The sequence below is a fragment of the Alcanivorax sp. genome, assembly GCF_019431375.1.
Classification (GTDB): Bacteria; Pseudomonadota; Gammaproteobacteria; order Pseudomonadales; family Alcanivoracaceae; genus Alcanivorax; species Alcanivorax jadensis_A.
In genome coordinates, this window is the sequence record NZ_CP080267.1 from 321,889 (window position 1) to 347,005 (window position 25,117).

Genomic DNA, 25,117 nt, shown 5'->3' on the forward strand with positions numbered 1-25,117 from the left:
ACAAGGATGCACGATGAACCTCGAGAAGGTGGTTTTTGGCTTTTTCATTCTGCTTGCGCTGACCCTCAACTTCGGGTTCTTTTACGGAGAGATTGATAACCCGCAACACCACGACGTTTACGAGCTGTTTGCAGCCCTGGTCGTGAGCCTGATCGCCACCGTGCTCAAATTCGGCGAACGCACCCAGATTGGTGCCGTGTTGCTGGCCTCAAGTTTGGTGGCGGATCTGCAATTGATTGTCGCTGCGATTGTCTGGGCGGTAGCGGTGCATGTGACGGAAGTGGGACTGACGCCAGCGGTCATGGCTTCCATTGTTTCCCTGTCCGGTGGCGCCCTGTTGGCCAACCTGTTATCCGCCGTGCTGTTGACGGTGGAAACCATCACTCTTCAGCGGTAACCAGCATGCCCTCGGTAGTCCCCATGATCCTGCGGCGCATGCGTGTGCCGTTGGTGGTGCTGATTGTGGCCTACAGTATCGCCACTGTGGGCTTCACTCTGATCCCGGGTGTGGATGATCAGGGTAACCCCTGGCGCATGAGCTTCTTCGAAGCCTTCTATGTGGTCAGCTATACCGGCAGCACCATTGGCTTTGGCGAAGTACCCTACGATTTTTCCGGCGGCCAGCGCATGTGGACCATGGTGAGCATTTACCTGACCGTGTTCTCCTGGCTGTATTCCGTGGGCATCATCATTTCCCTGCTACAGGACAAGAGTTTTCGTCAGGAACTGAGCCGGGTGCAACTGCAGCGCAGCTTGCGACGGTTTCGTGAACCCTTCTATGTGATTTGCGGGTATGGCGATACTGGCAAGTTGCTGACCCGGTCTTTGCTCAGCCGTGGCATGAGAGTGGTCATTGTGGACAAGGATCCGGAAGCCATCGATTCCCTGCGCATCAAGGACCAGGGATTGTACGTGCCGGGTTTTACCGTAGATGCGGAAATCCCCGGTAATCTGGTCAAGGCCGGGCTCAAGCATCCATTGTGTCGCGGTGTGCTGGCGGTGACCAACAATAATCACACCAATCTTAAAATTGCCACTACGGTGAAGCTGCTCAACAAGCACAGCCAGGTGTTCTGCCGCGCCGGCAGCGAAGAAAACGCCAACAACATGCTGTCCTTTGGCACCGACCTGGTGGTCAATCCCTACCAGGATTTTGCCCGGCGACTGTTGCTGGGTATTCGCCAGCCGGATACTCACCGGGTGTACGATTGGCTTACCTCTCTGCCCGGCGCCGCCTTGCCGGAGAGGCCCATGCCTCCCCAGGGGCGCTGGATATTGTGCGGCTTTGGACCCTTCGGCCGGGCCGTTTACGAAGCGCTCAGCAAGGAGGCAGGTATCGAGCTGGTGGTGGTCACCCCGCATCCGCATCAGCCGGATGTGCCTGCGGGCAGTGTGGAAGGTAAAGGCACTGAGGCGGTGACCCTGCGCGAAGCGGGCATCGACAAGGCCGTCGCCCTGGTGGTGGCAACGCCGGACGACGCCGATAACCTGTCAGTGATGATGACCGCTCGCGAGCTGAATAGCAGTATCTATATGGTGGCACTGCAAAACCGCCTGCATAACCGTCAGCTATTCCAGGCAGTCAATCCGGAATTGCCTGTGCAAACCAGTTTTCTGGTGGCCAGTCGTTTTCTTTCGGTGCTCAATGCGCCTTTGCTGAAAGAATTTCTGCGGGAAGCGGAACAGCAGGGTAATGAGTGGAATGAACAACTGCTGGGGCGTATGGCCGGCATCACGACCACGATCACCCCGGAAAGCTGGCACGTGCAGATCGGCGATGAAGAGACCCCCGCAGTAACCCTGGCTCTGCGTCTGGGGGAGCCGGTTACCCTGGGCAATCTGTGTCGAAGCCCTCGTCATCGGCTCACTTGTCTGGATGCCATTCCCCTGATGCTGCGCCGCAATGGCCGCAATATTCTTCTGCCAGATGAAAATGAAAATCTGGAGCCCGGGGACCGGCTGCTTTTTTGTGGCACGGACAAAGCCAATAATCAGATGCAATGGAGCCTGCGCCACCTCAATGCCTTGCGTTACGTGCAGACGGGGCATCAGCGACCAGACGGCCTGGTCTGGCGCTGGCTGGCCAAACGACGGGCAGCGCCGGCGGACGTGAGGGAATAACGAGTGGCTCGTTTTCCCTCGGAAGCTCCCCCCATGCGGTGCTGTCGGAGAGCTTTCAGGATCATCATCAAATTGCTGTTCCGAGACTATCTTAGTGGGAAAATAACCACTTTGCCGTAAGAGCAACGACTCTGGGCATGACCACATATACCACCAGACCAACAATGATCGCTGCACTGATGAAGTGACGTACCCCCCAGATGCCAAGGGCGGGGAGCGCGTTGAATACTGGTGCCAGAATGGGGGGCACGATCATGGTCAAGGCGGTGATAACCAGTGTGGTCAGAAGCCATTGTTTCCATCGCACAGGATGGCTGGCTCCGCTAGAAGGTAGCTCGAACCAGTTGTCGATCCCGGTGCGCATTTCCAGCCGTTCTGACTGGGCAAGGCAATGATCAACCTCGCTGATGAGATGACGACGGATATCGGAGTGTAGCCACTCATCGGCATGCTGCTGACACTCAAAACGTACTGCAATGTTGTAGTGATGGCTGCCTGAATGGTGTTTAAGGATATTGACACCCTGATGGCCAGGAAAGCCGGCGGCTGCATCGATGATTTCTGGCAGCCAGTTTTCATAGTCGTTGCTGTATTCGGGTTTTACTTGATGCTCAATGAGGATGGAAACGCCGGGTTGTTTGTCGTTCATGCTTGTCACTATCGTTAGTGGGTTTGGCCAGTTAAGCAGGAAAGTAACGATGGTATATGCTTCTAGACGATCCGGAACCTGGCGAGAAAGTAACCCGAGGCGACAAGGAGTAGCAGGGCATCCTGCCACCCACAGGTCGTTCCCGTCGGGTCACTTACTTGCCGGGCCTGGCTCTCAATTCTGTGCCAGGTTGCGAATGATGCGGATGGTATCGATATCCGTGGCCACATAGGCCTGCTGGACAAAGAGATCATAGGGCAGGGCCTCATCCATCTCGTCCAGATGTTTAGAACAATACCGGAAGCGGACAAACAGGGCATGAGGTTCCGGCTCCTCGATTTCCATGATCAGGCTGCCACCCGGCACTTGATCTGTCGGGGTGATCCTGTATTCGATACGGGATTCTGGCGTCAGCCAGACTTCATCATTGACTGTCAGCCCGGGCAGTTCCAGGCATCGCTGCAGGTAGTTGTTTTCCTCCTTGAGAAGCTGGTAATGATCCAGCCCGACAAGAAACTTGTCCGGTTCCCTGGCCCGGCAGACCAGGCCGTTCCAGAGCCGGCTCCGGCTCAAAACCGGTAGCTCGCTTTTGGCCAGGTCGTTGACTTGTACGATATGTTCAAACTGCATCGGTCATTCCTTTTTATCTCGGGCTCTTGGAGTGCGATTCCTGCCGTGAATGGCAATAACAGCAAAGGTAATCCTCGAATCACGTAAACAGGCTGAGGGTGTGCCGGCAGGGGGCTGATAGCATGAGGGTGATCTCTTATTCAGGTAGAGGAATAAATTCTTCTTCGTCTCCGGGTACTTTCGGAAAGTTACCGGCTTTCCAGTCCTCGCGGGCCTGAGTAATGCGTTCTTTGCGGCTGGAAACAAAGTTCCAGTCGATAAAACGTTGCCCAATGGGCTCCCCGCCAACAAGGGCAAGCGTACAGTCTGTCACTGCAGTCACAGTTACTCCTGGCTCGTCATTCAGTACTGCCATACTGTGTTGGGGAAGATGGGTATCCCTAGCCCGGAGTTCGCCATCGACCACATAAACCGCCCGTTCCTGTTCGTCGGGGAGTTGTAGGGATTGGCCAGCGTTGAGACGTGCTTCAATATACAGGGTGCGGGCAAAGGTTTTTACTGGTGAGCGAACGCCGTAGGCCTCACCCATGATAACTCTAACGGGGATGCCCCCCTCATTGACGCTTGGTATCTGGGCAGATGGATAATGGATGAAGTCCGGGGTAGTTTCCTCATCGGCTTCCGGTAGAGCCAGCCAAAGTTGCAGACCGTGCAGCCTGCGTCGGGTAGTGGTTACTTCCGGGCGTTCGCGTTCTGAGTGAACAATCCCCTTGCCAGCGACCATCAGATTCACGTCACCCGGCTGAATCGGTTGCAGGCTACCAAGGGAATCGCGATGCAAGATTTCCCCCTCGAACAGGTAGGTGACCGTTGCCAGATTGACATGGGGATGGGGGCGAACGTTGATGCCATTGCCTGGCTCGAATTCTGCCGGCCCCATATGATCAAAAAAAATCCAGGGGCCGACTTTCTTGCGCTCAATCGTGGGCAAAGTGCGGCGTACGGAAAAGCCGCCCAGATCTTTCTGTTTAGGGGTAATAATCAGCTCAATGGCTCCGCAGCCATGGGTAATATCACATTCCAGTTCGAGCTGTTGCGTTTCGTTACTCATGGGATTTCCTCGCCTGTTAATGAGTCTGATTGCTGCCAGTGTCCCTCGTGTCATTGCAAAGAAGCATGTTTACTCTACCAATGAAATCAACGCTAAGGATTGCTTGAGGTGCAGGCAAGCGAACTTGGTACAAAAGCAGTTAGGTGCCTCTGATTCCTGCACTGGGTCCACACAGATCATCTCACAATGGACTCAAGGTGAGGCCTGGATGGCGGTATCTTTTGTCCTAGCGTTCCGATTCGATGTTACGAACCAGGCGATGAATTTTTTGGCTGCGTTCAAGAAAGGCATCGCTGACTGGGCTCATTACTCCTCTCAACATGGACAGAGGCTTCCAGCGGGCCGGGGCAATGATCGAGGCGGAGCGGGTTGCCAGGCCGGCAACCAGGGCGGTGGCGATTTCTTCTGGTTGTACCTGCTTTCTCAGCACCGCCGGGAAGACGCTTTCAATCAGCTCGGAGGCGGTGGCATGGCCGCCAAAGGCGATATCGGCAATCGGAGTTGCCGTCCAGCCTGGGTAGAGCACGCTGGCGCTGGCACCGGTGCCAGCCAGTTCGGCTCGCAGGGCTCTACCCAGCATCTCAACTGCGGCTTTGGAGCTGGCATAGGGCGCATTGACCATGCCGTTGATAAAAGAGTAAATCGAGGAAGTGATGACAATTTAACCGTTATTGCGCTGAATTTCTGGCAGGGCCGCGCGAATGGTGCGCCAGACGCCAAACAGATCCACCTCGATGATTTTTTCAAACTCGGCCTCGTCACAGCTGGCGATGGTAGCCGGGGTGTTACGCCAGGCGATACCCGCATTGGCAAAAGCGATATCCAGCCGGCCAAAGCGTTCCACGCTTTGCTGAACGACGGCTTTCGAGGCGGCGCCATCGGTGACGTCGAGCGGCAGGGCAAGAACCCGCTCGGCATCGAATTCTGCAGCAAGAGCATCCAGTGTCTGTCGGGATAAATCCGTCAGCACCAGACTGGCTCCTTGTTGATAGAGTGCCCGCGCGCTGGCGGCACCAATGCCGCCGGTGGCGCCGGTAATAAGAGCCACCTTGCCGTTCAGATCATACTTCTTGCCCACTTGCTGTCCTCCCTCGGTGTGGTTGTGTCCGGTAGCCGTGAAATGGCACCAAAGGCGCCGGGCCAGACAAAATAAGGACAGAACCATACCATTGATGCTCAGTGAGGGTCCTGTGCGATTCGGTGGCAGGCAGGTTTTAAAACGGTGAAGGAGTGAAGGAGGGATATGCCTGTGGATCCTGTCTTCTATCGATTGGCCTGGCAGGAAGGGGTCTTTTCCTTCTGTCCCCGGCACAATCACGATTACAGGAATGATCTGAAAGGATGCGGTTATGGGCAAATCAACCTGGCGGCCGGCGATGATGCCGGATCTTTCCGGTAAGACGATTTTGGTGACTGGTGCCAACAGCGGGATTGGTCTGGAAGCCGTGAAATTGTTTGCCGGCAAGAATGCGGAAGTGATCATGGCCTGCCGCAATGTGGAGAAGGCCAACGCGGCGGCGGCTGAAGTGAGGGCGGTGGTGCCTGAGGCCCGGCTGGAGGTCATGGCGCTGGACCTGGCAGATCTGGCGTCGGTGAAGTCGTTTGCCGACGCGGTAAAGCAGCGCTTTGCAAAGCTGGATGTGCTGCTGAACAACGCTGGCCTGATGGCGCCACCCTTGCAGCGGACCAAAGACGGTTTCGAGATCCAGTTTGGCACCAACCATCTGGGGCATTTTGCCCTGACCGGTCAGCTTCTTGAGCTGCTGGAGGCGGCGGATGCGCCCCGTATCGTGCAGATATCCAGCCTGGCGCACCGTGGCGGCAAACTGATGTGGGGCAACCTGAATGCGGAAAAAAGCTATTCCCGCTGGGCGTTTTATTGCCAGAGCAAGCTGGCCAACCTGATTTTCGCCAGGGACCTGAACCGCCGCCTGGAAAAGGCTGGTTCGACGATTCATGCCTATGCCGCCCACCCGGGCTACTCTGCCACCCACCTGCAGGACACCGTGCCCGCGGGAGGCCTGTTCAATATCATCATGGCTCAGCCGGCGGAAATGGGCTGCCTGCCCGGGGTCATGGCCGCCACCAGCCCGGATGTGGAGCCGGGCGGCTACTATGGCCCGGACAGCAGGATCATGGAATTGCGGGGCTACCCGGCCCCGGCGTATGCCCGCAAGATCACCGACAATAAAACCGTGGCGCAGCGGCTGTGGCAGGAATCGGAGCAGTTGACCGGGGTGCATTATCTGAACGATTAGGCTGCTTGTCGGGTGTTGCGCGGCGTTGTTCACCGGGCATAGGTAATTGTGCGCTTTTCCACTAAAATCCCCGGCTGACTATCAATTCCGGAGCAAGCATCTCATGGGCCGCGCCTACCAGAACCGTAAAGAATCCATGGCCAAAACCTCGGACATGAAGGCCAAGGTTTACAGCCGCTATGGTCGTGAGATCTACGTGTGTGCCAAAGCCGGTGGCGTGGACCCGTCAGCCAACCTGGCTCTGCGTGGCCTGATCGAGCGGGCCAAGAAGGATCAGGTGCCTGGTCATGTGATCGAGAAAGCCATCGACAAGGCCAAAGGCGGTGGCGGCGAAGACTTCGCCCCGGCACGTTACGAAGGCTATGGCCCCGGTGGCTGTATGGCGATCATCGAATGCCTGACTGACAACCCCAACCGCACCTTCGGTGATGTGCGCGTGGCGTTTACCAAGACCAAGTGCAAGATCGGCACCCAGGGCACCGTGGCCCATATGTTCGATCACGCGGCCATTTTTGTGTTCCGTCACGATGACGAAGAGGCGGTGCTGGAAGCTCTGATGGAAGCGGATGTGGATGTGACCGATATTGAAAACGAAGACGGCATGCTCACCGTATTCACCCCCAACACCGAATATGCCAAGGCCCGCCAGGCGCTCACCGCGGCTTTCGAAGGGATCGATTTCGAAGTGGATGAGATCCAGTTTATTCCACAGAGCTATACCACGGTGAGCGGCGATGACCGGGAGTTGTTCGATAAATTCCTGGCCATGCTCAACGATCTGGACGATGTGCAGAACGTGTATCACAACGTGGATCTGGCGGAATAAAACACTTTTTCACCACAGAGGCCGCAGAGAGCACGGAGTAAAAACAGGAAGACTCTGCATCGTTGTCGCGAGCAACCTGCCCAGTATCACTGGAAAATAGCTGCCGGTTTTTTTCCTCTGTGTCTCCGTGCCCTCTGTGGAAAAAACGCCCTTGTCTCTATAGAGCCAGATCGGCCAGCAGCGCAGCCAGAAAACGGGCTGCCTGGCCCCCGTTGAGGGCGCGGTGGTCGAAGGTGACACTGACCGGTAGCTGCACATCCTCGAATAACTCCCCATTGCGGATACCCGGCTGGGTGAAGCGTTTGCCGGCGCCGACAATGGCCACCTGCGGGGGCACCACCACCGGGGTGGCATAGCGGCCGCCCAGGGTGCCGAAGTTGCTCAGGGTGAGGGTTGCGCCTTGTAATTCTTTGGCGGGAATTTTTCGCTGTTCCACATCCCGGCGCAGGTGGTTGAGGCCGTCGCGCAGGTCCGCCGGTTCCCGGTTGGCAACGTCCCGCAGTACCGGCACGAACAGGCCGTCCGGGGTGTCCACGGCGATGCCCAGGTCCACTTTTTCCACTACCCGCATGCTCAGATGTTCGCCATCGAACCAGGCATTTGCCGCCGGCTCCGCCCGGCAGCCGGCGACGATGGCACGGATCAGGCGCAGGGTAATATCAGTGTCTTGCGGCCAGTGGCTGACGCTGACCTGGTCGAACAGGCTCACCGGCACCACCTGCTGCCCGGCGTTGGCCATGGTCTTTGCCATGGTGCGGGCCACGCCCTTGAGTGGGGTGCTGTCGCCGTGGCTGTGTTTCAGGTTCGCCTGTTGCTGCACATCCTCCAGGGTAATGCTGCCCGCCGGGCCGCTGCCCTTGATCTGGTCCAGGTTGACGCCCAGGTGGCGGGCCAGGGCGCGGATGGCCGGAGTGGTGCCGCCGGAAGGGCGGGAGTGGGGGACGGCGCCGACCACGAAGCTGTCCGGATTGTCCGCATCCTCCTGGCTTTGCAGGTTCCCCACCACGGTCTGGCTGCCGCTGCCCTCGTCGCCGGCATAGGCCAGCAGTGGTTCGCCGGTATGCACCAGATCGCCGCTGGCCACGAACAGGGTGGCGATGGTGCCGTCCTGGGGAGCGGGGATATCGACAATGGCCTTGGCGGTTTCTACGCTGAGCAGCAGGTCATCCACCTTTACGGTGTCGCCTTCCTTCACGTGCCACTCGACCACTTCCGCTTCCTGCAAACCTTCGCCCAGATCGGGCAGGGTGAAGTAGGGCATGGTTGCCTCCCTGTTGGTCGGGTCGGACGTCTAAGGTCTGACGTCAGACGTCCGACCTTTCTCAATATTCCAACGTTTTCTTTGCCGCCGCCACGATCCGTTCCACGCTCGGCATGTAGTGCTGTTCCATGGCGAAGTAGGGCATGGGGCAGTCGTAGCCGGTGACGCGCTCTATGGGGGCGAGCAGGTGCATGAGGGCGTCGCTGGCCAGGGTGGCGGCGATCTCGGCGCCAAAGCCGCCGTTGTGAGGGGCTTCGTGGACGATGACCACGCGGCCGGTCTTGCTGGCGGTGGCAATCAGGGTGTCCCGGTCCAGCGGGTTGAGGGTGGCCACGTCGATCACTTCCGCCTTGATGCCCTCTTCGGCCAGTTGCTCGGCGGCGGCCAGGGTTTCGTGAATCATGGCCCCCCAGCTGATCAGACTCACATCTTCGCCGGCACGCAGGGTGAAGCAGCGGTCCAGGGGCAGAGGGTCATCGTCCAGTTCCACCGGCAGCCGTTGCAGGCGGTAGAGCCGTTTCGGCTCCAGGAACAGCACCGGGTCCGGGCAGGCGATGGCGGCGCGCAGCAGCCCGTAGGCCCGGGCCGGGGACGAGGGGATCACCACACGCAGGCCAGGAATATGCGCAAACAGGGCCTCGGTGCTTTCACTGTGATGTTCAGGGGCGTGGATGCCACCGCCGAAGGGCGCGCGGATCACCAGCGGGCAGCTCAGCCGGCCCCGGGTGCGGTTGCGCAGGCGGGCGGCATGGCTGATCAGCTGTTCCAGGGCGGCATAGATAAAGCCCATGAACTGGATCTCGGCGACGGGTTTCAGGCCCTGGCTGGCCATGCCCACTGCCAGCCCGGCGATCAGGTTTTCCGCCAGCGGGGTGTCCATGACCCGGCGGAAACCAAACGTCTCTTTCAAGCCTTCGGTGGCACGGAACACGCCGCCGTTGGTGGCGATGTCCTCGCCCAGTACCACCACGTTTTCATCGGCTTCCATGGCGTGGCGCAGGGCCTGATTGACCGCTTCCAGCAGGTTCAACGGTACGCTGGTGTCCGGGTGTGGTTGGGCGCTATGCATGGTGGCCTCCCGGTTGTTGTTGTAGCAGGTGTTGCCGTTGTGCCTTGAGGGCCTCGGGCAGCTCGGCGTAGAGGTAGTCGAGCATGTCGGTGGGGGCCTGTGGTGGCTGGTTCAGGTAAGTCTCCACCGCTTTATCTACCTGTTGCTGGCAATCGGCCTGCCACTGTTTTTCCTGCTCCGCATCCCAGTGGCCGGCGTCGGCCAGGGTCTGGCGCAGCCGAGCCACCGGTTCGCGCTGCCAGGCGGCGTGCAGGTCGCTGGCCTTGCGGTAGCGGCCAGCGTCGTCGGCGGTGGTGTGGTCGCTGAGCCGGTAGCTGACCGCTTCGATCAGGGTGGCGCCCTTGCCATGGCGGGCCTTGTCCAGGGCGTAGTCCAGCGCTTCCAACAGGGCAGGCAGGTCGTTGCCGTCCACCTGGAAGCCTTCGATGCCGGCGGCCACGGCTTTCTGGGCGATGGTGTCGCTGGCGGTCTGCAGGCTGCGTGGTACGGAAATGGCCCATTGGTTGTTGTTGACCATCACCACCAGTGGCAGCTGCCAGACCCCGGCCACATTGAGGGCTTCATGGAAATCGCCGCGGGAGGTGGCTCCATCGCCACAGGTGGCCAGCACGGCGGCCTTTTCGTGGCACAGTTTGGTCTTGGTGGCGATGCCGGCGGCCTGGGTGAGCTGGGTGGCGATGGGTACGCAGTTGGGCAGGTCGCGGGCGGCGGGGGTATCCACCGGGAAGGCGTTGCCGCGCTCGTCGCCACCCCAGTACTGCAGGATCAGATGCAGCGGTACGCCGCGCAGGTACTGGGTGGCGTGGTCCCGGTAGTAGGGCACGAAGACATCATCATCGTGCAGGGCCATGCCGCCGGCAATGGCGATGGCCTCGGCGCCCAGGCAGGAGGCGTAGGTGCCCAGTTTGCCGGTGCGCTGCAGGTTCACTGCTTTCTTGTCGAAGGTGCGAATCAGCGCCATATGGCGGTAGCCGTCCACCAGCCGTGGCCAGTCCGTGTTATCCGGCAGATCCGGTAGTCGGCGGTGCATGTCATAGGGAGTGGGGGTGAACATGGCATCCTCCTAGGCGGCTTTCCAGGCGTGCTTGCCGGTGTCAGCGTGAAGTCGCTGTTCTGCCTGCCGGTCAGCCATTTGTGCCGGGCTGAGCTGGTTCTGGTCCGCCTGGTCCAGCAACTGGCTCAGGGTGCGGCCGATGCCGAGCACCTGGTGGCGGATGGCGCTGTGACTCTCATGTCGGTGGGCCAGGGCCAGCGAGATCAGGCCGCCAGCGTTATTGAGGTAGTCCGGGGTGTAGAGGATGTCGCGCTGGCGTAGTCGTTCAGCATCGTCGTCGCTGGCCAGCTGGTTATTGGCGGCGCCCACGATCAACCCGGCTCGCAGGCGGGGGATGGTATCGGCATTCAGCACGCCACCGAGGGCGCAGGGCATGAAGATATCGCAGGCCACGTCGTAGATGCTGTCGGCGGGCACCCACTGGGTGTTCAGACGGTCGGCCAGCCGGTGGGCCAGGCGCGGGTCCAGGTCCGCCAGGGTGAGTCGGGCGCCGGCGCGGGCCAGCATCAGCGCCAGCTGGCTGCCCACATGGCCGAGGCCCTGAATGGCGATGTGCAAGCCCCTGGCGCCATGGCGCTGGAAGCGGTGGCGGATAGCCGCATCCAGGGCGGCGAATACGCCCAGGGCGGTGTAGGGCGATGGATCCATGCCATCGCCGGAAAAGCCCCATACATGGCGAGTGCGGGTGGCCACCTGGTCCAGATCGCGGATTTCCGTGCCGGCGTCCATGGCGGTGATATAGCGCCCGCCCAGCCGGTTTACGGAATCGCCGAAGGCCCGGTAGAGGGCGGCCCGGTCGTAGGGTTTGTCCGGTTCCATGATCACTGCCTTGCCGCCGCCAAGCGGCAGGCCCGCCAGAGCAGCCTTGTAGCTCATGCCACGGGCGAGACGGCAGACGTCATTGAGGGCAGTGTGTTCATCGGGGTAGGGAAGACAGCGACAGCCACCGAGGGCAGGGCCCAATCGGGTGGAGTGCAGGGCGATCAGGGCGCGCAGACCGGTTGCCGGATCCCGGAATTGATGGAGTTCGGCGACGTCGGTCTGTTCGAGGGTAGCGAACATGGCAACGGCTCCTTTCCCGGCAGGGTAGGTAGACCCGTTCGGGATGGCATTGTTTGGGCCGGGTAGGGCCCTTGGATTTACTTTAGCGCGGGAAACGGTGGTGTGCCTGTACGGATCTGTTATTTCTGACAGGCGGTGTTATGGGGTGGGGGAATAAGGAGGCGGCGGTGCGGAGCAGTGATACATGGTTACAGTAGGAGCGTCGCTGGCGGCGCGATAGTCCAATCCAGCTGCGAGTACGAGTTACGAGTTACGAGTTACGAGGAGCGAAGACCTGGCTTTTCCTGCTCCTGGGTTTTGATTTTCGAAACTCGCTTCTCGCAACTCGTCACTGTTGGTTTATCGCGCCGCCAGCGACGCTTCTACGGCGAGGCTGGGTTGAGGGCTTGGGGAGCTAGCGAGTGATTCGCACCAGCATGCCGAACATGGGGTGGTCGAAGTAATAGACTTCGTGGCCGGTGAGGCGGCGGCTTTCGTGGATGTCCACATAGAAGCGCTGGCCGTTACTCTGGGTGTTGAACCAGATACGCGGTTCCACGTGAACGTAGCGGGATTCACTGAAATGCAGGGTGCCTTCCAGTTCCGGCACTGCGCCATCGTCGGTGGTCAGAGTCTGGCCGCCGCGCAGGTAGACCGGCAGGGTCTCGCCCTTGGCGCCAATGGGTTGGCGCCAGGCCTTGTGGTAAAGCTGGCGGTAGTCGCCGGTTCCGGCCATACGTTCCATCATGTACTGCAGGACAGTCTGCTCCTCCGACAGGGGCTGCCAGGCTCCACGGGCAAGGGTATCCGGGTCGGCATATTCGCTGGTTTGCGGCTCGCCGATGGTTACCGAGCGGGAGGCATAGCGAGGTTGCAGGTCAGCGGGCCAGATTTCTTCGCTGCTGCCGTGATCGCGGGCAAATACCAGGACTTCTACGTTGTACCAGCTCTGGGCAATGGCGGGATTGGCCGCAAGGGCCAGCACAACCAGAAAAAATGCGCGAAGCATCGGAAGTTCTCCTTAGATGGCCCGTGTAAAGGCCTTATCGTTATGCTGACGTGGAGGCGTGCCCTTCCTGCTGCCTGTCGGACTCTCCGCTCTGAGCGGAGAGCCCAGTGCTTTCCATGCGCCCTTTGGTCCCGGTTGGGAGCGGACGTTTCCCCTGGAAATTGCACCCACGTGGTTTTTTATTTCAACGACTATAACCAGTTCACACGGTCAATTCACGACTAACAGCCTGACCGGTCGGTTTTCACGAGTTAACTGCCTGTGTCCTGTTTGATGCTCTGGGCAGACAGGCGTTTTAGAAGAGCGTCGACCACCTGAATTCGCTCCTCCGGTGTCTCACTGCTCTCGACAAAACGCAGGGCATTGGCGCCTTCCAGCTTGAAGCGGTTAGGGCCGGACTGGACCAGTTTGACAATGGTCAGCGGGTCCACCGGGGTGCGCTCGCCAAACTCCAGCTTGCCGCCGCTGGCGTGAGCATCGAGTCGAGTGATGCCCAGCCGTTCCGCCTGCTGGCGTAGCTCGGTGACCGCGAACAGGTTTTTCACCGGTTCCGGCAGCAGGCCGAAGCGGTCGATCATTTCCACCTGCAGTTCTTTCAGGCCATCGCGGGTCTTGCAGCCGGCAATACGCTTGTAGAGGGTCAGGCGGCTGAACACGTCCGGCAGGTAGTCCTCGGGAATCAATGCCGGGATGCGCAGGTTCAGTTCCGGGCCGCCACTGAGGGGCTTCTCCACGTCCGGTTGCTCGCCCCGTTTCAATGCCTCCACTGCCTGCTCCAGCATCTCCATGTAGAGGCTGAAGCCGATGGTCTCGATGTTGCCGTGCTGTTCTTCCCCCAGCAATTCCCCGGCGCCGCGAATTTCCAGATCCTGGCTGGCGAGCATGAAGCCGGCACCCAGGTCGGTGGCCTGTTCGATAGCTTCCAGGCGCTTGATGGCGTCCTTGGTCATTGCCTTGGGGCTGGGGGTGATCAGGTAGGCGTAGGCCTGGTGATGGCTGCGGCCCACCCGGCCACGCAACTGGTGCAGCTGGGCCAGGCCCAGTTTGTCCGCCCGGTCGATGATGATGGTGTTGGCGCTGGGCACGTCAATGCCGGTTTCGATGATGGTAGAGCAGACCAGCACATTGAAGCGACGGTGGTAGAAGTCGCTCATTACCGCCTCCAGCTCCCGCTCGCGCATCTGCCCGTGGGCAATACCCACACGGGCATCGGGCACCAGCTTGCGGATATCCGCGGCGGTTCGTTCCATGGTGTCGATGTCGTTGTGCAGGTAGTACACCTGGCCACCGCGGAGCAGCTCGCGGAGCAGGGCTTCCTTGATGGTGGTGTCGTTGTGCTGCTGCACAAAGGTCTTCACCGACAGGCGTTTCTGCGGCGGAGTAGCGATAATGGAAATGTCGCGCATGCCACTGAAGGCCATGTTCAGGGTACGGGGGATCGGCGTGGCGGTGAGGGTGAGGATGTCACACTCGGCGCGCATCTGCTTGAGGCGCTCCTTGTGGCGCACCCCGAAGCGGTGTTCCTCGTCCACAATGATCAGGCCCAGGTCGTTGAAGGACACGGTTTCCTGCAGCAATTGGTGGGTGCCTACCAGGATATCGACCTTGCCTTCTTTCAGGCGTTTCAGCACCTGGGTCTTGTCCTTGGCACTGCGAAAGCGCGACAGCACTTCGATATTTACCGGCCAGTCGGCGAAGCGGTCGGTGAAGGATTCGTAATGCTGCTGGGCGAGCAGGGTAGTGGGCACCAGTACCGCCACCTGGGTCTGGTTCTCCACCGCCACAAAGGCGGCGCGCATGGCCACTTCGGTCTTGCCGAAGCCCACATCGCCGCACACCAGCCGGTCCATGGGCTGGCTGGACTGCATGTCGGCAATCACCGAGGCAATGGCGGCCTGCTGGTCAGGGGTTTCCTCGAAGGGGAAGCCGGCGCTGAAGCGCTCGTAATCGCTCATGTCCACGTCGAACTGCTTGCCCTGGCGGGCTTCGCGGCGGGCGTAGGTATTGAGCAATTCCGCGGCCACGTCGTGGATCTTTTCCGCGGCCTTCTGCCGGGCCTTGCTCCACTGTTCGGTGCCCAGGCGGTTGAGCGGGGCGGTATCGCCGCCGCCGTAGCGGCTGATCAAGTGCAGGGAGGACACCGGCACGTAGAGTTTGTCGCCGCCAGCATATTCCAGCAGCAGGAACTCGTGTTGCTGGCGGTCCACTTCCATGTGGATCAGACCCATATAGCGGCCCACGCCGTGCTCCAGGTGCACTACCGGGGAGCCCTCGGTGAGTTCGCCCAGGGAACGGAAGGCCTGCTCGGCGGCGCCGTCGTCGCTGCTGGATTTACGGCGCCGGCGCTGCAGTACGCGTTCGCCGTAGAGATCGTTTTCGGTGACTACCAGCAGTTCGTGTTCGGGGGCGTAGAAGCCCGCATCCAGCTCGCCACGGGTCAGGCTCCAGCGCTCTGGCTGGGCGATAAAGTCTGGCCAGTTGTCTTTCAGGGCCGGCTGGATGCCGATTTTTTGCATCAGCTCCAGCAGAGCTTCGCGACGGCCAGCGGTTTCCGCACAGAGCAGGATGCGGGTGTCCGGGTGGGCGTCGGCGAAGGTGTGCAGTAGGGCGAGCGGGTTGCTGGCGCGCACATCGGCGGTGAGAGCCGGCATGTTGGCCACGTCGAAGTGAATGGCGTTGTCGCTATCCGCCTGTCGGGCACGGGGGTGCTGTTTGAGAGAAGCCGCCAGTTCTTCCGGGCGCAGGTACAACTTCCAGGGCGCGAGAATGGGGCGGTGGATATCGTGGCGGCGGGATTCGTAGCGTTGTTCCACATCGGCCCAGAAGTGCTCCACGGCGTTTTGACAGCCGCCCAGTTCTACCAGCCGCACATCGTCGGGCAGGTAGTCAAACAGGGTGGCCATGTGTTCGAAGAACAGTGGCAGGTAGTACTCCAGCCCCGGCGCAGACAGGCCATCGGACACATCCTGGTAGAGCGGCACGCCGCGGGTGTCCACGTCGAAGGTGTCGCGGAAGGCGGTGCGGAAACGGCTGATGCCGTCGGCGCTGAGCGGGTATTCCGCTGCCGGCAGCAGGGTGATGTCGTCTACCTTGCCGGTGGAGCGCTGGCTTTCCGCGTCGAACAGGCGCAGGGATTCGATCTCGTCGTCGAACAGTTCGATGCGGAAGGGTTGATCGGCCCCCATGGGATAGATATCCATGATGGCGCCACGCACGGCGAATTCGCCGTGCTCGTAGACGTTGTCCCGCTGGCGGTAGCCGCAGGTCACCAGTCGTTGGCGGGTAGCTTCCATATTGAAGGTGTCGCCCACCTTGAGCAGGAAGCTGTTACCCGTGATGTGTAACGGTGGGGCCAGCCGCTGCATCAGGGTATTCACCGGCACCACCAGAATGCCCTTGTGGCTGTTGGGTAGCTGGTGCAGCACGCGGATGCGGTCGCTAATGATGTCCTGGTGGGGACTGAACAGGTCGTAGGGCAGGGTCTCCCAGTCCGGAAACAGCATCACCGGCGTGTCTGTGCCCTCATCGCCGCTACCGGCCAGGTAGAATTCCAGCGAATCGGCAATGTGTTGGGCGCGGCTGCTGTTGGGGGCCAGCACCACAAACAGATGGTCCTGGCTGCGGGCCAGCTCGGCCAGCACGGCAGCCATGCTGCCGCTGTCCAGCCCGGCCCAGTCTTTATAGTGTTCGCGGCCGGTGGGAAAGAGGGCGCTGTCGGGGAGTAACTTCATTAAGACCCGTGTCCTGCGTGTTCGGTGGGTGCGTATTGTAGCGGTGAGGGGCTCGCCCGGCCATTGCAGCAGCAACCATCTCTCTCACAGGGAGGGGGCTGAACATGCAGGCTGTCAGCGGTTAAGATGAGTTTTTGTTTGCGCTGAGGATTGGGTATGAATGCATCGGTTCGGGAGCTGATGACGCTGTTTGATCTGGAACAGCTCGAGAATAATTTGTTTAGAGGACAGAGCCAGGCCAATGGCCAGCAGAGTGTGTTTGGCGGTCTGGTGGCCGGGCAGGCGTTGCTGGCGGCCTCGAAAACCGTGCCCACGGACCGGTCGGTGCACTCCCTGCACGCCTATTTCCTGCGCGCCGGGGATTTTAACAAACCGATCGTCTATGACGTGGATCGCATTCGAGACGGCAGGAGCTTTACCACCCGCCGGGTCAACGCTATCCAGCATGGCCGGCCGATCTTCTCGTTGGCGGCGTCCTATCAGGTAGAAGAGGAGGGCGTTGCCCATCAGGCGCCCATGCCGGATGTGGCCGGCCCGGAAGGCCTGGAGAATGACGAGGCGGCCCGGCAGAAGCTGGTGGCCCGCTTGCCGGAACAGTACCGCGAGGCGTTTCTTCAGGATCGTCCGGTGGAATTCCGTCCGGTTACCCCCCGTGATCCGATTTCGTCCCAGCCGGAGCCGCCGTTGCGGGAGGTGTGGTTCAAGGTGGTCGATTCGGTTGACGCAGACCCCATGACCCAGCGGGCGCTGCTGGCCTACTGCTCGGATTTCGGGCTGATGGGCACCGCCATGTTGCCTCATGGCATGAATTTCTGGCAGCCCCATGTGCAGTGCGCCAGCATCGACCACGCCATGTGGTTCCACGGGGATTTCCGCATTGATGAATGGCTGCTCTATCGCAGTGAGAGCCCCTTTGCCGGTGGCTCCCGGGGGATGAACTTCGGTTCCATCTATCGCCAGGATGGCACGCTGGTGGCGTCGGTGGCCCAGGAAGGCCTGATGCGCCTGCACCGCTCGGACAGCCCAGCGGCATGAGTCGGCTGATTCCTTTACTGGAGGAGGTGCGGGCCTGTCGGTTGTGCGAGGCCCATCTACCCCTGGGGCCGCGCCCGGTGGTGCGGGCCGGGGAGGGAGCCCGGTTGCTGATCGTGGGTCAGGCGCCGGGGACCCGGGTCCATGAAACCGGGGTGCCCTGGAATGATCCTTCCGGGGACCGGCTGCGCGACTGGCTGCAGATGGACCGGGAAGCCTTCTATGACGAAAACCGCATTGCCATTATTCCCATGGGATTCTGTTATCCGGGCCGTGGCAAGGGCGGTGATTTGCCGCCCCGCCCGGAATGCGCCCCCCAGTGGCATGAACAGTTGCTGGCGGAGCTGCCGGATCTGCAGCTGACCCTGCTGGTAGGACAGTATGCCCAGAAGTACTATCTGCCGGCGCCGGGCAAGACCCTGTCTGACAATGTTCGTGATTTCGACCGGGCCCTGCAGTATGGCTACTTCCCGCTGCCTCATCCCAGCCCGCGAAACCGGTTATGGCTGAGCCAGCGGCCCTGGTTCGAGGAAGAGGTGTTGCCGGTGTTGCGTGAACGTGTGAAAGCTTTGGGAGTCTCTGCATAACCCCTTGCGTACTCAGCGTGGCCTGAAGCGTGCAGATGTTGTGTCTTGTCTCGACGGGCAGGGTGGTTTCCTTTCCTAGAGGCAAGGCGCAGCAGATGTGCGCTTCAGGACACGCCCTCCGGGTCTTCCAGGCTGGCCCGTACTCGTCGTTGCGCTTTTTCGATGGATGGACATACACCTTCAAAAGCGCGCCTAGATTACGAGCCAGCCTGAAAGACTGAGCATGCAAGGGGTTGTGCAGAGACTCCCATGTCCGTGAAACCGTAATATCCCCGCCATTTGGGTGGATAAACGTGGCGTTTGGCGATATTATTCGCGCCCCAAACTCCACCGCCGGTGAACGCAGAAACCGGGCATTTCGGTGCCAGCCACGGTTTTCTTCACCCGAACCCAACCTGAGAGGGGCATCTCCGTGAACAAACTGGAAGACCACTTCGGACGCTGGAAGAACCGCGAAGAAATCGCAGAAGCCATGATCCCGATGATCGGCAAGCTGCATCGCGAAAAGAATGTCACCACCACTGTTTACAGCCGTTCCCTGGTCAACAAGTCTGTTATCCAGATCCTGAAAGCCCACCGTTTCGTCAAGCAGGTCGAAGATTCCGAGCTGTCTGTGGTGGATTCCTTCCCCATTCTGCAGGAAGTGAACAAGCTGGACCTGGGCCCCTGCCGCATCGATATCGGCAAGCTGGCGGTAGAGTACAAGAAAGACAATCGCGGCCTCTCTATCGAGGACTATGTGCGCGAAGAGCTGGCCGAAGCGGTCAATAACAAGGGGCCAGTGCCCAGCTCAACGGACGTGGTGCTGTACGGTTTCGGTCGTATCGGCCGTATCCTGGCCCGTCTGCTGATCGAGAAAGCGGGTTCCGGTGACGGTCTGCGCCTGAAGGCCATCGTGGTTCGCGAATCCGGCAAGGGCGACCTGCAGAAGCGTGCCAGCCTGCTGCGTCGTGATTCTGTGCACGGCCCGTTTGCCGGCACTATCGCCGTGGATGAAGAAGAAAACGCCATCATCGCCAACGGCAACTTCATCAAGGTTATCTACTCCAGCGATCCGTCTTCCATCGATTACACCGAGTACGGCATCAACAATGCTGTGGTGATCGACAACACCGGTAAGTGGCGCGATTCTGAAGGTCTGTCCCAGCACCTGCAGTGCAAGGGTGTTGCCCGTGTCATGCTGACCGCGCCGGGTAAAGGTGATATGAAAAACATTGTTCACGGTGTGAACAATGACATGATCGAAGACAGCGACAAGATCATTTCTGCTGCCAGCTGCACCACCAACGCCATCGTGCCGCCACTGAAAGCTCTGGAAGACAAGTTCGGCATTGAATACGGCCACGTGGAAACCGTGCACTCTTACACCAACGACCAAAACCTGCTGGATAACTTCCACAAAGGTCCCCGTCGTGGTCGCTCCGCGCCCTTGAACATGGTGCTGACCGAAACCGGTGCGGCGACTGCTGCCGCCAAGGCGCTGCCGTCCCTGAAGGGCAAGCTCACCGGCAACTCTATCCGGGTACCGACCCCAAATGTATCCATGGCGATCCTTAACCTGACCCTGGGCAAGGAAACCACCCTGGAAGAGCTCAACGAGTACCTGCGTTGGGTGAGCCTGCATTCCCCGCTGCAGCGTCAGGTGGATTTCGTGAGCAGCCCGGATGCGGTATCCACTGACTTCGTGGGCTCCCGTCACGCTTCCGTGATTGATGCGGAGGCTACCATTGTCAGTGGGCGTCATTGCGTACTGTATGTGTGGTACGACAACGAGTTCGGTTACAGCTGCCAGGTACTGCGTATCCTGCAGCAGATCTCCGGGGTGGAATACCCGGCGTACCCGAAAGACTGAACGGCGTTTGAAAAGAAGCCCGCGCTGCGGGCTTTTTTTCGGTGCATGACCCGTTTTTGTTTTGCACCAAAGTGGTTCTGTGCGACGAAAGGCGGGTCGGACGGTGCTGGCGAACGGGCAGGCGCGTCTTTATAATGGCGCCGCCGGCTGCTGCCGGCTCCCAAGTGCAAATTCCGGTTTTAGCGAACATCCACGGCATTTTCCCGCTTTCGGGGCTTGCAGGCGGATGTGCCTCGACTTCAGCAACACGCAACGTGGGCGAGAAACTATGATTAAAGTCAGGAAGGGCCTGGATCTGCCCATCGCTGGTGCACCGCGCCAGGCGATTGAGGAAGGCCACCAGGTTCGTTCTGTTGCCGTGCTCGGCGGTGACTATGTGGGCATGAAACCCACCATGGAGGTCCGCGAAGGAGATGTGGTCAAGAAAGGCCAGCTGATCTTCACGGACAAGAAAACCGAGGGTGTGAAATACACCGCTCCTGCCGCGGGCAAGGTGGTGGCGATCAATCGCGGCCACAAACGCGTCCTTCAATCAGTAGTAATTGAAGTGGCCGAGCAGGAAGACGAAGTCACCTTTGATTCCTACAACGCCGACCAGCTAGCTGGCCTTGACCGTGAAGCGGTACAACAGCAGCTGGTGGACTCTGGCGAGTGGACTTTGTTGCGGACTCGCCCATTTGGCAAGGTGCCTGCGCCGGGTAGCACACCGAATTCCATTTTCGTTTCCGTGCTCGATACCAACCCGCTGGCCCAAGAGCCAGCACTGGTCATCAAGGAAAACGAACAGGCGTTCCGTCATGGCCTTGCCGTGTTGAGCCGTCTCACCGATGGCCCGGTCTGGGTATGCCGTGGCCCCAATACCGACCTGCCGAGTTTTGCCGGCGGTCAGGTACGTGAAGAAGCTTTCGCCGGAAAGCATCCGGCGGGTAATGTGGGTACACACATTCATCACCTGGATCCGGTTAGCCTGAAAAAGACCGTCTGGTCTGTGGGTTATCAAGACGTGATAGCCATTGGCAAGCTGTTCACAGAAGGCAAGATCTACACGCAGCGAGTGGTGGCCCTGGCTGGCCCGCAGGTGAAAACGCCTCGTTCCCTGCGTACCCGCGTGGGTGCCAGCACCGACGATTTCGCACAGGCTGAGCTGAAAGAGGGTGATAATCGCCTGATCAGCGGTTCCGTATTCGGCGGGCACAATGCCCAGGGGCCGGTGGCGTTCCTGAGCCGCACGGCAAATCAGGTAACGGTGCTGTGTGAAGGCCATGAACGTCAATTGTTGGGTTACATCTCCCCGGGCGTGAATCGCTTCTCAGTGCTCAATATCTACCTGTCCAAGCTGATGCCGAGCAAGCGCTTCAACTTCACCACCACCACTAATGGTTCCGAGCGGGCCATGGTGCCGGTGGGGGCCTACGAGGAAGTGATGCCGCTGGATATCCTGCCGACCCAGTTGCTGCGTGCACTGATTGTTGGCGATACCGACAGTGCCACGGCACTGGGCGCGCTTGAGCTGGTGGAAGAAGACCTGGCCCTGTGCACCTTCGTGTGCCCGGGCAAGTACGAGTACGGTCCGATTCTGCGCGACAATCTCACCACCATTGAAGCGGAGAGCTGAGCATGGGCATGAGAAGTTTTCTGGACAACAAGGTCGCCCCGCATTTCCACGAGGGTGGCAAGTTCGAGAAGTATTACACCTTCTACGAAATGTTCGACACCATGCTGTACACCCCGGATTCGGTGACCCGGTCCTCCGCGCATGTACGTGATGGTATCGATCTGAAACGGATCATGATGACGGTGTGGTTCTGCGCCTTCCCGGCGATTCTGTTCGGGTTGTGGAACACCGGTTATCAGGCCAACCTGCAGATTGCCGAGGGCTTCAGCCCGATTCCCGGCTGGCGCAGCGATCTGGTGATGGCGCTGGCAGGCTTTGATGCGACCAGCCTCTGGTCGAACCTGCTGCATGGCATGGTCTACTACGTGCCGATTCTGATTGTGGTCTACCTGGGTGGTTTTATCTGGGAGGGGCTGTTTGCCTGGAAGCGCGGCCATGAAGTGAACGAAGGTTTCTTCGTGACGGGTATTCTTTTTACCCTGATTCTTCCCCCGGCAATTCCCCTGTGGCAGGTGTTCCTGGGCATTTCCTTCGGTGTGGTCATCGGCAAGGAAGTGTTCGGCGGTACCGGCAAGAACTTCCTGAATCCGGCGCTGGTCGGTCGGGCGTTCCTGTTCTTCGCCTATCCGGCAGAAATGTCCGGGGATGCGGTATGGACCGCAGTAGACAACTTCTCTGGTGCGACACCGCTGGCGCTCGCAGCTGCCGGTCAACTGGACTTCGCCAGTAATCTGACGGCTGATGCCGGTGCCAACATTTCCTGGATGCAGACCTTCCTGGGCGGTATCCAGGGCTCCATCGGTGAGACATCAACCCTGGCGATCCTGATTGGTGGTACGGCTCTGTTGCTCACCAAGGTGGCTTCCTGGCGCATCGTACTGGGTGTATTCCTGGGCATGGTGGCGTTGAGCTCTCTCTTCAATGCGATCGGTTCTGCCACTAATCCCATGTTCGCCATGCCTTGGTACTGGCATCTGACCGTGGGCAGCTTTGCTTTCGGCATGATTTACATGGCCACCGACCCGGTATCGGCTTCCATGACCAATACCGGCAAGTACATCTTCGGTGCGCTGATCGGTGTCATGATCGTACTGATCCGGGTGGTGAACCCGGCGTTCCCGGAGGGCGTGATGATGGCCATCCTGTTCTCCAACCTGTGTGCGCCGTTGATTGACCACTTTGTTGTACAGGCGAACGTTCGTCGCCGCCTGCGCCGGACCGGGGGAGAAGTGTAAATGTCAGCGAATAAAGAAAGTGTAGGCAAGACGCTGCTGGTTGCCTTTCTGGTCTGTGTGGTTTGCGGTGTGGTGGTTGCCACCGCCGCAGTAAGCCTGCGACCGGTACAGAGCAAGAACCAGCTGCTGGACAAGCGCATGAATATCTTGCAGGCCGCTGGACTGTATCAGCCAGGCGTGGATGTGAACGAGGTATTCAAAAGTATCGAGCGCCGGTTTGTAGACATCGACACCGGTGAGTACGTAGAAATGCCGGAATCCTACGACCAGCGTAAAGCGGCCAAGGATCCCCAGCGTTCCGAACGGCTCAGCGGTAAAGAGGATATCGCCGGCATCAAGTCCCAGGCGAAGGTGGCGGAAGTGTTCCTGGCCCGTGGTGATGACGGTGAACTGAGCCGCATCATCTTGCCGGTACACGGCTATGGCCTGTGGTCCACCCTGTATGGTTTCCTGGCGCTTGAGCCGGATGCCAACACCGTTTCCGGTCTGGGTTTCTACGAGCATGGCGAGACCCCGGGTCTCGGTGGTGAAGTAGACAACCCGAAATGGAAAGCCCTGTGGGAAGGCAAAAAGCTTTACGGTGAACAGGGTGAAGTGGAAATCCAGGTAATCAAGGGTACCGTGGACAGCAGCACTGCCAACGCCGAACACAAGGTGGATGGTCTTGCCGGCGCGACCCTGACCAGTAACGGTGTCAGCAACCTGCTGCGCTTCTGGGTCGGTGAAAACGGTTTCGGTCCTTACCTGAAGCGCATGCAGAAAGGTGAAGCGGTCGTACAGCAGGAAGGAGACGCGTAATGGCGGAGAAAACGAAGGACATCCTTTTAGGTCCGATTTTCGACAACAACCCTATCGCGCTGCAGATTCTTGGTATCTGTTCCGCCCTGGCGGTAACCAGCAACCTGAGCACTACGGTGACGATGTGTATTGCATTGACTACCGTCACCGCGTTCTCAAACTTCTTTGTGAGCTCGATCCGGAATTACATTCCGTCCAGCATCCGCATTATCGTGCAGATGACCATTATTGCCTCGCTGGTAATCGTGGTGGACCAGTTCCTGAAAGCCTACGCCTACAGCATTTCCAAGCAGCTGTCGGTGTTCGTGGGGCTGATCATCACCAACTGTATCGTGATGGGCCGGGCGGAAGCTTTTGCCATGAAGAACCCGCCGATCCCGTCTTTCCTGGATGGCGTCGGTAATGGTTTGGGTTACTCCGTGATCCTGCTGGGGCTGGGTTTCATTCGTGAACTACTGGGTGCCGGCAGCCTGTTCGGTCAGCAGATCCTGGCCAAGGCAGCGGATGGCGGCTGGTTCGTGACCAACGGCATGATGCTGTTGCCGCCCAGCGCCTTCTTCCTGATCGGTCTGTTCATCTGGGCAATCCGGACCTGGAAGCCTGAGCAAGTGGAAGAAGATACCTTCAAGATGAAGCCACACACCCGTGTCAGCGACGCGTTTTAACGGAGACGAGGAATGTTTGAACATTATCTGAGCCTGTTCGTCCGCGCCGTCTTTGTTGAAAACATGGCGCTGGCCTTCTTCCTGGGCATGTGTACCTTTATTGCCGTGTCCAAGAAGATCCAGACCGCCATCGGTCTGGGGGTTGCGGTGGTAGTGGTACTGACTATCACCGTGCCCGTGAACAACCTGATTCTTACCTACCTGCTGGACGAGAACGCCCTGGCCTGGACCGGGATCGAATCCCTGGCCAGCCTGGACCTGCGCTTCCTGGGCCTGCTCAGCTATATCGGTGTTATTGCCGCGCTGGTGCAGATCCTGGAAATGACACTGGACAAGTATGTGCCCAGTCTCTACAACGCCCTGGGCATCTTCCTGCCGCTGATTACTGTGAACTGCGCCATTCTCGGTGCGTCCCTGTTCATGGTGGAGCGCGACTACACCTTTGGTGAGTCCATGGTCTACGGCGTGGGTGCCGGGGTGGGCTGGGCACTGGCGATTACGCTGCTGGCCGGTATTCGCGAGAAGCTGAAATACAGCGATGTACCGGACGGCCTCAAAGGTCTGGGTATCACCTTCATCACTGTGGGGCTGATGTCTCTGGGCTTCATGTCTTTTTCCGGCGTGCAGCTGTAA

General features: G+C 59.6%; 21 protein-coding genes and 1 pseudogene. 12 read left to right on the top strand and 10 right to left on the bottom strand.

Translation table 11 applies throughout. The features are described 5' to 3' along the window. Positions 1–13 precede the first annotated feature (13 nt). On the top strand, positions 14–397 hold the full coding sequence (locus KZ772_RS01410) for a DUF6394 family protein (protein ID WP_290538115.1): 384 nt from the start codon (positions 14–16) through the stop codon (positions 395–397). A 5-nt stretch (positions 398–402) separates the two neighbouring features. Further along, positions 403–2,121 carry an NAD-binding protein gene (locus KZ772_RS01415; protein WP_290538116.1) on the top strand — a complete coding sequence of 573 codons (1,719 nt, stop codon included), beginning with the start codon at positions 403–405 and terminating at the stop codon, positions 2,119–2,121. A gap of 91 nt (positions 2,122–2,212) precedes the next feature. Here the strand turns inward: KZ772_RS01415 and KZ772_RS01420 are convergent, their stop codons facing one another. The 4 genes and pseudogenes from KZ772_RS01420 to KZ772_RS01435 form a co-directional block, all read right to left on the bottom strand. After that, positions 2,213–2,770, bottom strand: coding sequence for an antibiotic biosynthesis monooxygenase (locus KZ772_RS01420; protein ID WP_290538117.1), 558 nt, complete (start codon positions 2,768–2,770; stop codon positions 2,213–2,215). Between the two features lie 174 nt (positions 2,771–2,944). After that, complete coding sequence (locus tag KZ772_RS01425; protein ID WP_290538118.1) at positions 2,945–3,400, bottom strand: AtaL-like protein; 456 nt, start codon at positions 3,398–3,400, stop codon at positions 2,945–2,947. 136 nt (positions 3,401–3,536) lie between these two features. Continuing rightward, complete coding sequence (locus tag KZ772_RS01430) at positions 3,537–4,451, bottom strand: pirin family protein (RefSeq protein ID WP_290538119.1); 915 nt, start codon at positions 4,449–4,451, stop codon at positions 3,537–3,539. Positions 4,452–4,677: 226 nt separating this feature from the next. Next, a pseudogene (locus tag KZ772_RS01435) lies at positions 4,678–5,616 on the bottom strand (SDR family NAD(P)-dependent oxidoreductase). Positions 5,617–5,800: 184 nt separating this feature from the next. Between KZ772_RS01435 and KZ772_RS01440 the strand changes: the two are divergent. Continuing rightward, entirely contained in the window at positions 5,801–6,709 is a 909-nt protein-coding gene (locus KZ772_RS01440) for an oxidoreductase (protein ID WP_290538120.1), read from the top strand. Between the two features lie 103 nt (positions 6,710–6,812). Beyond that, positions 6,813–7,535 carry a YebC/PmpR family DNA-binding transcriptional regulator gene (locus tag KZ772_RS01445; RefSeq protein ID WP_290538121.1) on the top strand — a complete coding sequence of 241 codons (723 nt, stop codon included), beginning with the start codon at positions 6,813–6,815 and terminating at the stop codon, positions 7,533–7,535. Positions 7,536–7,692: 157 nt separating this feature from the next. Here the strand turns inward: KZ772_RS01445 and KZ772_RS01450 are convergent, their stop codons facing one another. The 6 genes from KZ772_RS01450 to mfd all read right to left on the bottom strand — a co-directional run bounded on the left by KZ772_RS01450 (position 7,693) and on the right by mfd (position 16,700). Continuing rightward, on the bottom strand, positions 7,693–8,796 hold the full coding sequence (locus KZ772_RS01450) for a dihydrolipoamide acetyltransferase family protein (protein WP_290538122.1): 1,104 nt from the start codon (positions 8,794–8,796) through the stop codon (positions 7,693–7,695). 61 nt (positions 8,797–8,857) lie between these two features. Continuing rightward, on the bottom strand, positions 8,858–9,865 hold the full coding sequence (locus KZ772_RS01455; protein ID WP_290538123.1) for an alpha-ketoacid dehydrogenase subunit beta: 1,008 nt from the start codon (positions 9,863–9,865) through the stop codon (positions 8,858–8,860). Continuing rightward, on the bottom strand, positions 9,858–10,919 hold the full coding sequence (pdhA, locus tag KZ772_RS01460) for a pyruvate dehydrogenase (acetyl-transferring) E1 component subunit alpha (protein WP_290538124.1): 1,062 nt from the start codon (positions 10,917–10,919) through the stop codon (positions 9,858–9,860). The genes KZ772_RS01455 and pdhA overlap by 8 nt, the downstream gene beginning before the upstream one ends. Positions 10,920–10,928: 9 nt before the next feature. Further along, positions 10,929–11,981: a Glu/Leu/Phe/Val dehydrogenase dimerization domain-containing protein gene (locus KZ772_RS01465; protein WP_290538125.1), complete on the bottom strand. Its 1,053-nt coding sequence runs from the start codon at positions 11,979–11,981 to the stop codon at positions 10,929–10,931. 394 nt (positions 11,982–12,375) lie between these two features. Beyond that, on the bottom strand, positions 12,376–12,969 hold the full coding sequence (locus KZ772_RS01470; RefSeq protein WP_290538126.1) for a peptidoglycan binding protein CsiV: 594 nt from the start codon (positions 12,967–12,969) through the stop codon (positions 12,376–12,378). A 251-nt stretch (positions 12,970–13,220) separates the two neighbouring features. Next, positions 13,221–16,700, bottom strand: coding sequence for a transcription-repair coupling factor (gene mfd, locus KZ772_RS01475; protein WP_290538127.1), 3,480 nt, complete (start codon positions 16,698–16,700; stop codon positions 13,221–13,223). A gap of 156 nt (positions 16,701–16,856) precedes the next feature. On the opposite strand from mfd, the gene tesB reads away from it, so the two are divergent. From tesB to nqrE, 8 genes are all read left to right on the top strand, one after another. After that, positions 16,857–17,735, top strand: a complete 879-nt coding sequence (tesB, locus tag KZ772_RS01480) for an acyl-CoA thioesterase II (RefSeq protein WP_290538128.1) — start codon at positions 16,857–16,859, stop codon at positions 17,733–17,735. Next, positions 17,732–18,319, top strand: coding sequence for a uracil-DNA glycosylase family protein (locus KZ772_RS01485; protein WP_290538129.1), 588 nt, complete (start codon positions 17,732–17,734; stop codon positions 18,317–18,319). Before tesB ends, KZ772_RS01485 begins: the two co-directional genes overlap by 4 nt. Before the next feature lie 412 nt (positions 18,320–18,731). After that, positions 18,732–20,171, top strand: coding sequence for a glyceraldehyde-3-phosphate dehydrogenase (locus tag KZ772_RS01490; protein ID WP_290538130.1), 1,440 nt, complete (start codon positions 18,732–18,734; stop codon positions 20,169–20,171). A 268-nt stretch (positions 20,172–20,439) separates the two neighbouring features. Further along, positions 20,440–21,786: a Na(+)-translocating NADH-quinone reductase subunit A gene (locus KZ772_RS01495; protein ID WP_290538131.1), complete on the top strand. Its 1,347-nt coding sequence runs from the start codon at positions 20,440–20,442 to the stop codon at positions 21,784–21,786. Between the two features lie 2 nt (positions 21,787–21,788). Beyond that, positions 21,789–23,021: an NADH:ubiquinone reductase (Na(+)-transporting) subunit B gene (locus KZ772_RS01500; protein ID WP_290538132.1), complete on the top strand. Its 1,233-nt coding sequence runs from the start codon at positions 21,789–21,791 to the stop codon at positions 23,019–23,021. After that, positions 23,022–23,819, top strand: a complete 798-nt coding sequence (locus KZ772_RS01505; protein ID WP_290538133.1) for a Na(+)-translocating NADH-quinone reductase subunit C — start codon at positions 23,022–23,024, stop codon at positions 23,817–23,819. It begins immediately after the preceding gene. Continuing rightward, positions 23,819–24,484 (top strand): NADH:ubiquinone reductase (Na(+)-transporting) subunit D, encoded by a 666-nt coding sequence (locus KZ772_RS01510; protein WP_290538134.1) that lies wholly within the window; start codon positions 23,819–23,821, stop codon positions 24,482–24,484. The genes KZ772_RS01505 and KZ772_RS01510 overlap by 1 nt, the downstream gene beginning before the upstream one ends. A gap of 12 nt (positions 24,485–24,496) precedes the next feature. Further along, positions 24,497–25,117, top strand: coding sequence for an NADH:ubiquinone reductase (Na(+)-transporting) subunit E (nqrE, locus tag KZ772_RS01515; protein WP_062816544.1), 621 nt, complete (start codon positions 24,497–24,499; stop codon positions 25,115–25,117).

Coding starts and splice junctions, on each gene's coding strand:
- KZ772_RS01420 (WP_290538117.1), bottom strand. CDS start 2,770: ATGAACGACAAACAACCCGGCGTTTCCATCCTCATTGAGCATCAAGTA.
- KZ772_RS01500 (WP_290538132.1), top strand. CDS start 21,789: ATGGGCATGAGAAGTTTTCTGGACAACAAGGTCGCCCCGCATTTCCAC.
- KZ772_RS01470 (WP_290538126.1), bottom strand. CDS start 12,969: ATGCTTCGCGCATTTTTTCTGGTTGTGCTGGCCCTTGCGGCCAATCCC.
- KZ772_RS01415 (WP_290538116.1), top strand. CDS start 403: ATGCCCTCGGTAGTCCCCATGATCCTGCGGCGCATGCGTGTGCCGTTG.
- KZ772_RS01440 (WP_290538120.1), top strand. CDS start 5,801: ATGGGCAAATCAACCTGGCGGCCGGCGATGATGCCGGATCTTTCCGGT.
- KZ772_RS01425 (WP_290538118.1), bottom strand. CDS start 3,400: ATGCAGTTTGAACATATCGTACAAGTCAACGACCTGGCCAAAAGCGAG.
- KZ772_RS01510 (WP_290538134.1), top strand. CDS start 23,819: ATGGCGGAGAAAACGAAGGACATCCTTTTAGGTCCGATTTTCGACAAC.
- pdhA (WP_290538124.1), bottom strand. CDS start 10,919: ATGTTCACCCCCACTCCCTATGACATGCACCGCCGACTACCGGATCTG.
- KZ772_RS01455 (WP_290538123.1), bottom strand. CDS start 9,865: ATGCATAGCGCCCAACCACACCCGGACACCAGCGTACCGTTGAACCTG.
- KZ772_RS01505 (WP_290538133.1), top strand. CDS start 23,022: ATGTCAGCGAATAAAGAAAGTGTAGGCAAGACGCTGCTGGTTGCCTTT.
- tesB (WP_290538128.1), top strand. CDS start 16,857: ATGAATGCATCGGTTCGGGAGCTGATGACGCTGTTTGATCTGGAACAG.
- KZ772_RS01430 (WP_290538119.1), bottom strand. CDS start 4,451: ATGAGTAACGAAACGCAACAGCTCGAACTGGAATGTGATATTACCCAT.
- KZ772_RS01465 (WP_290538125.1), bottom strand. CDS start 11,981: ATGTTCGCTACCCTCGAACAGACCGACGTCGCCGAACTCCATCAATTC.
- KZ772_RS01445 (WP_290538121.1), top strand. CDS start 6,813: ATGGGCCGCGCCTACCAGAACCGTAAAGAATCCATGGCCAAAACCTCG.
- KZ772_RS01450 (WP_290538122.1), bottom strand. CDS start 8,796: ATGCCCTACTTCACCCTGCCCGATCTGGGCGAAGGTTTGCAGGAAGCG.
- KZ772_RS01485 (WP_290538129.1), top strand. CDS start 17,732: ATGAGTCGGCTGATTCCTTTACTGGAGGAGGTGCGGGCCTGTCGGTTG.
- KZ772_RS01495 (WP_290538131.1), top strand. CDS start 20,440: ATGATTAAAGTCAGGAAGGGCCTGGATCTGCCCATCGCTGGTGCACCG.
- mfd (WP_290538127.1), bottom strand. CDS start 16,700: ATGAAGTTACTCCCCGACAGCGCCCTCTTTCCCACCGGCCGCGAACAC.
- nqrE (WP_062816544.1), top strand. CDS start 24,497: ATGTTTGAACATTATCTGAGCCTGTTCGTCCGCGCCGTCTTTGTTGAA.
- KZ772_RS01410 (WP_290538115.1), top strand. CDS start 14: ATGAACCTCGAGAAGGTGGTTTTTGGCTTTTTCATTCTGCTTGCGCTG.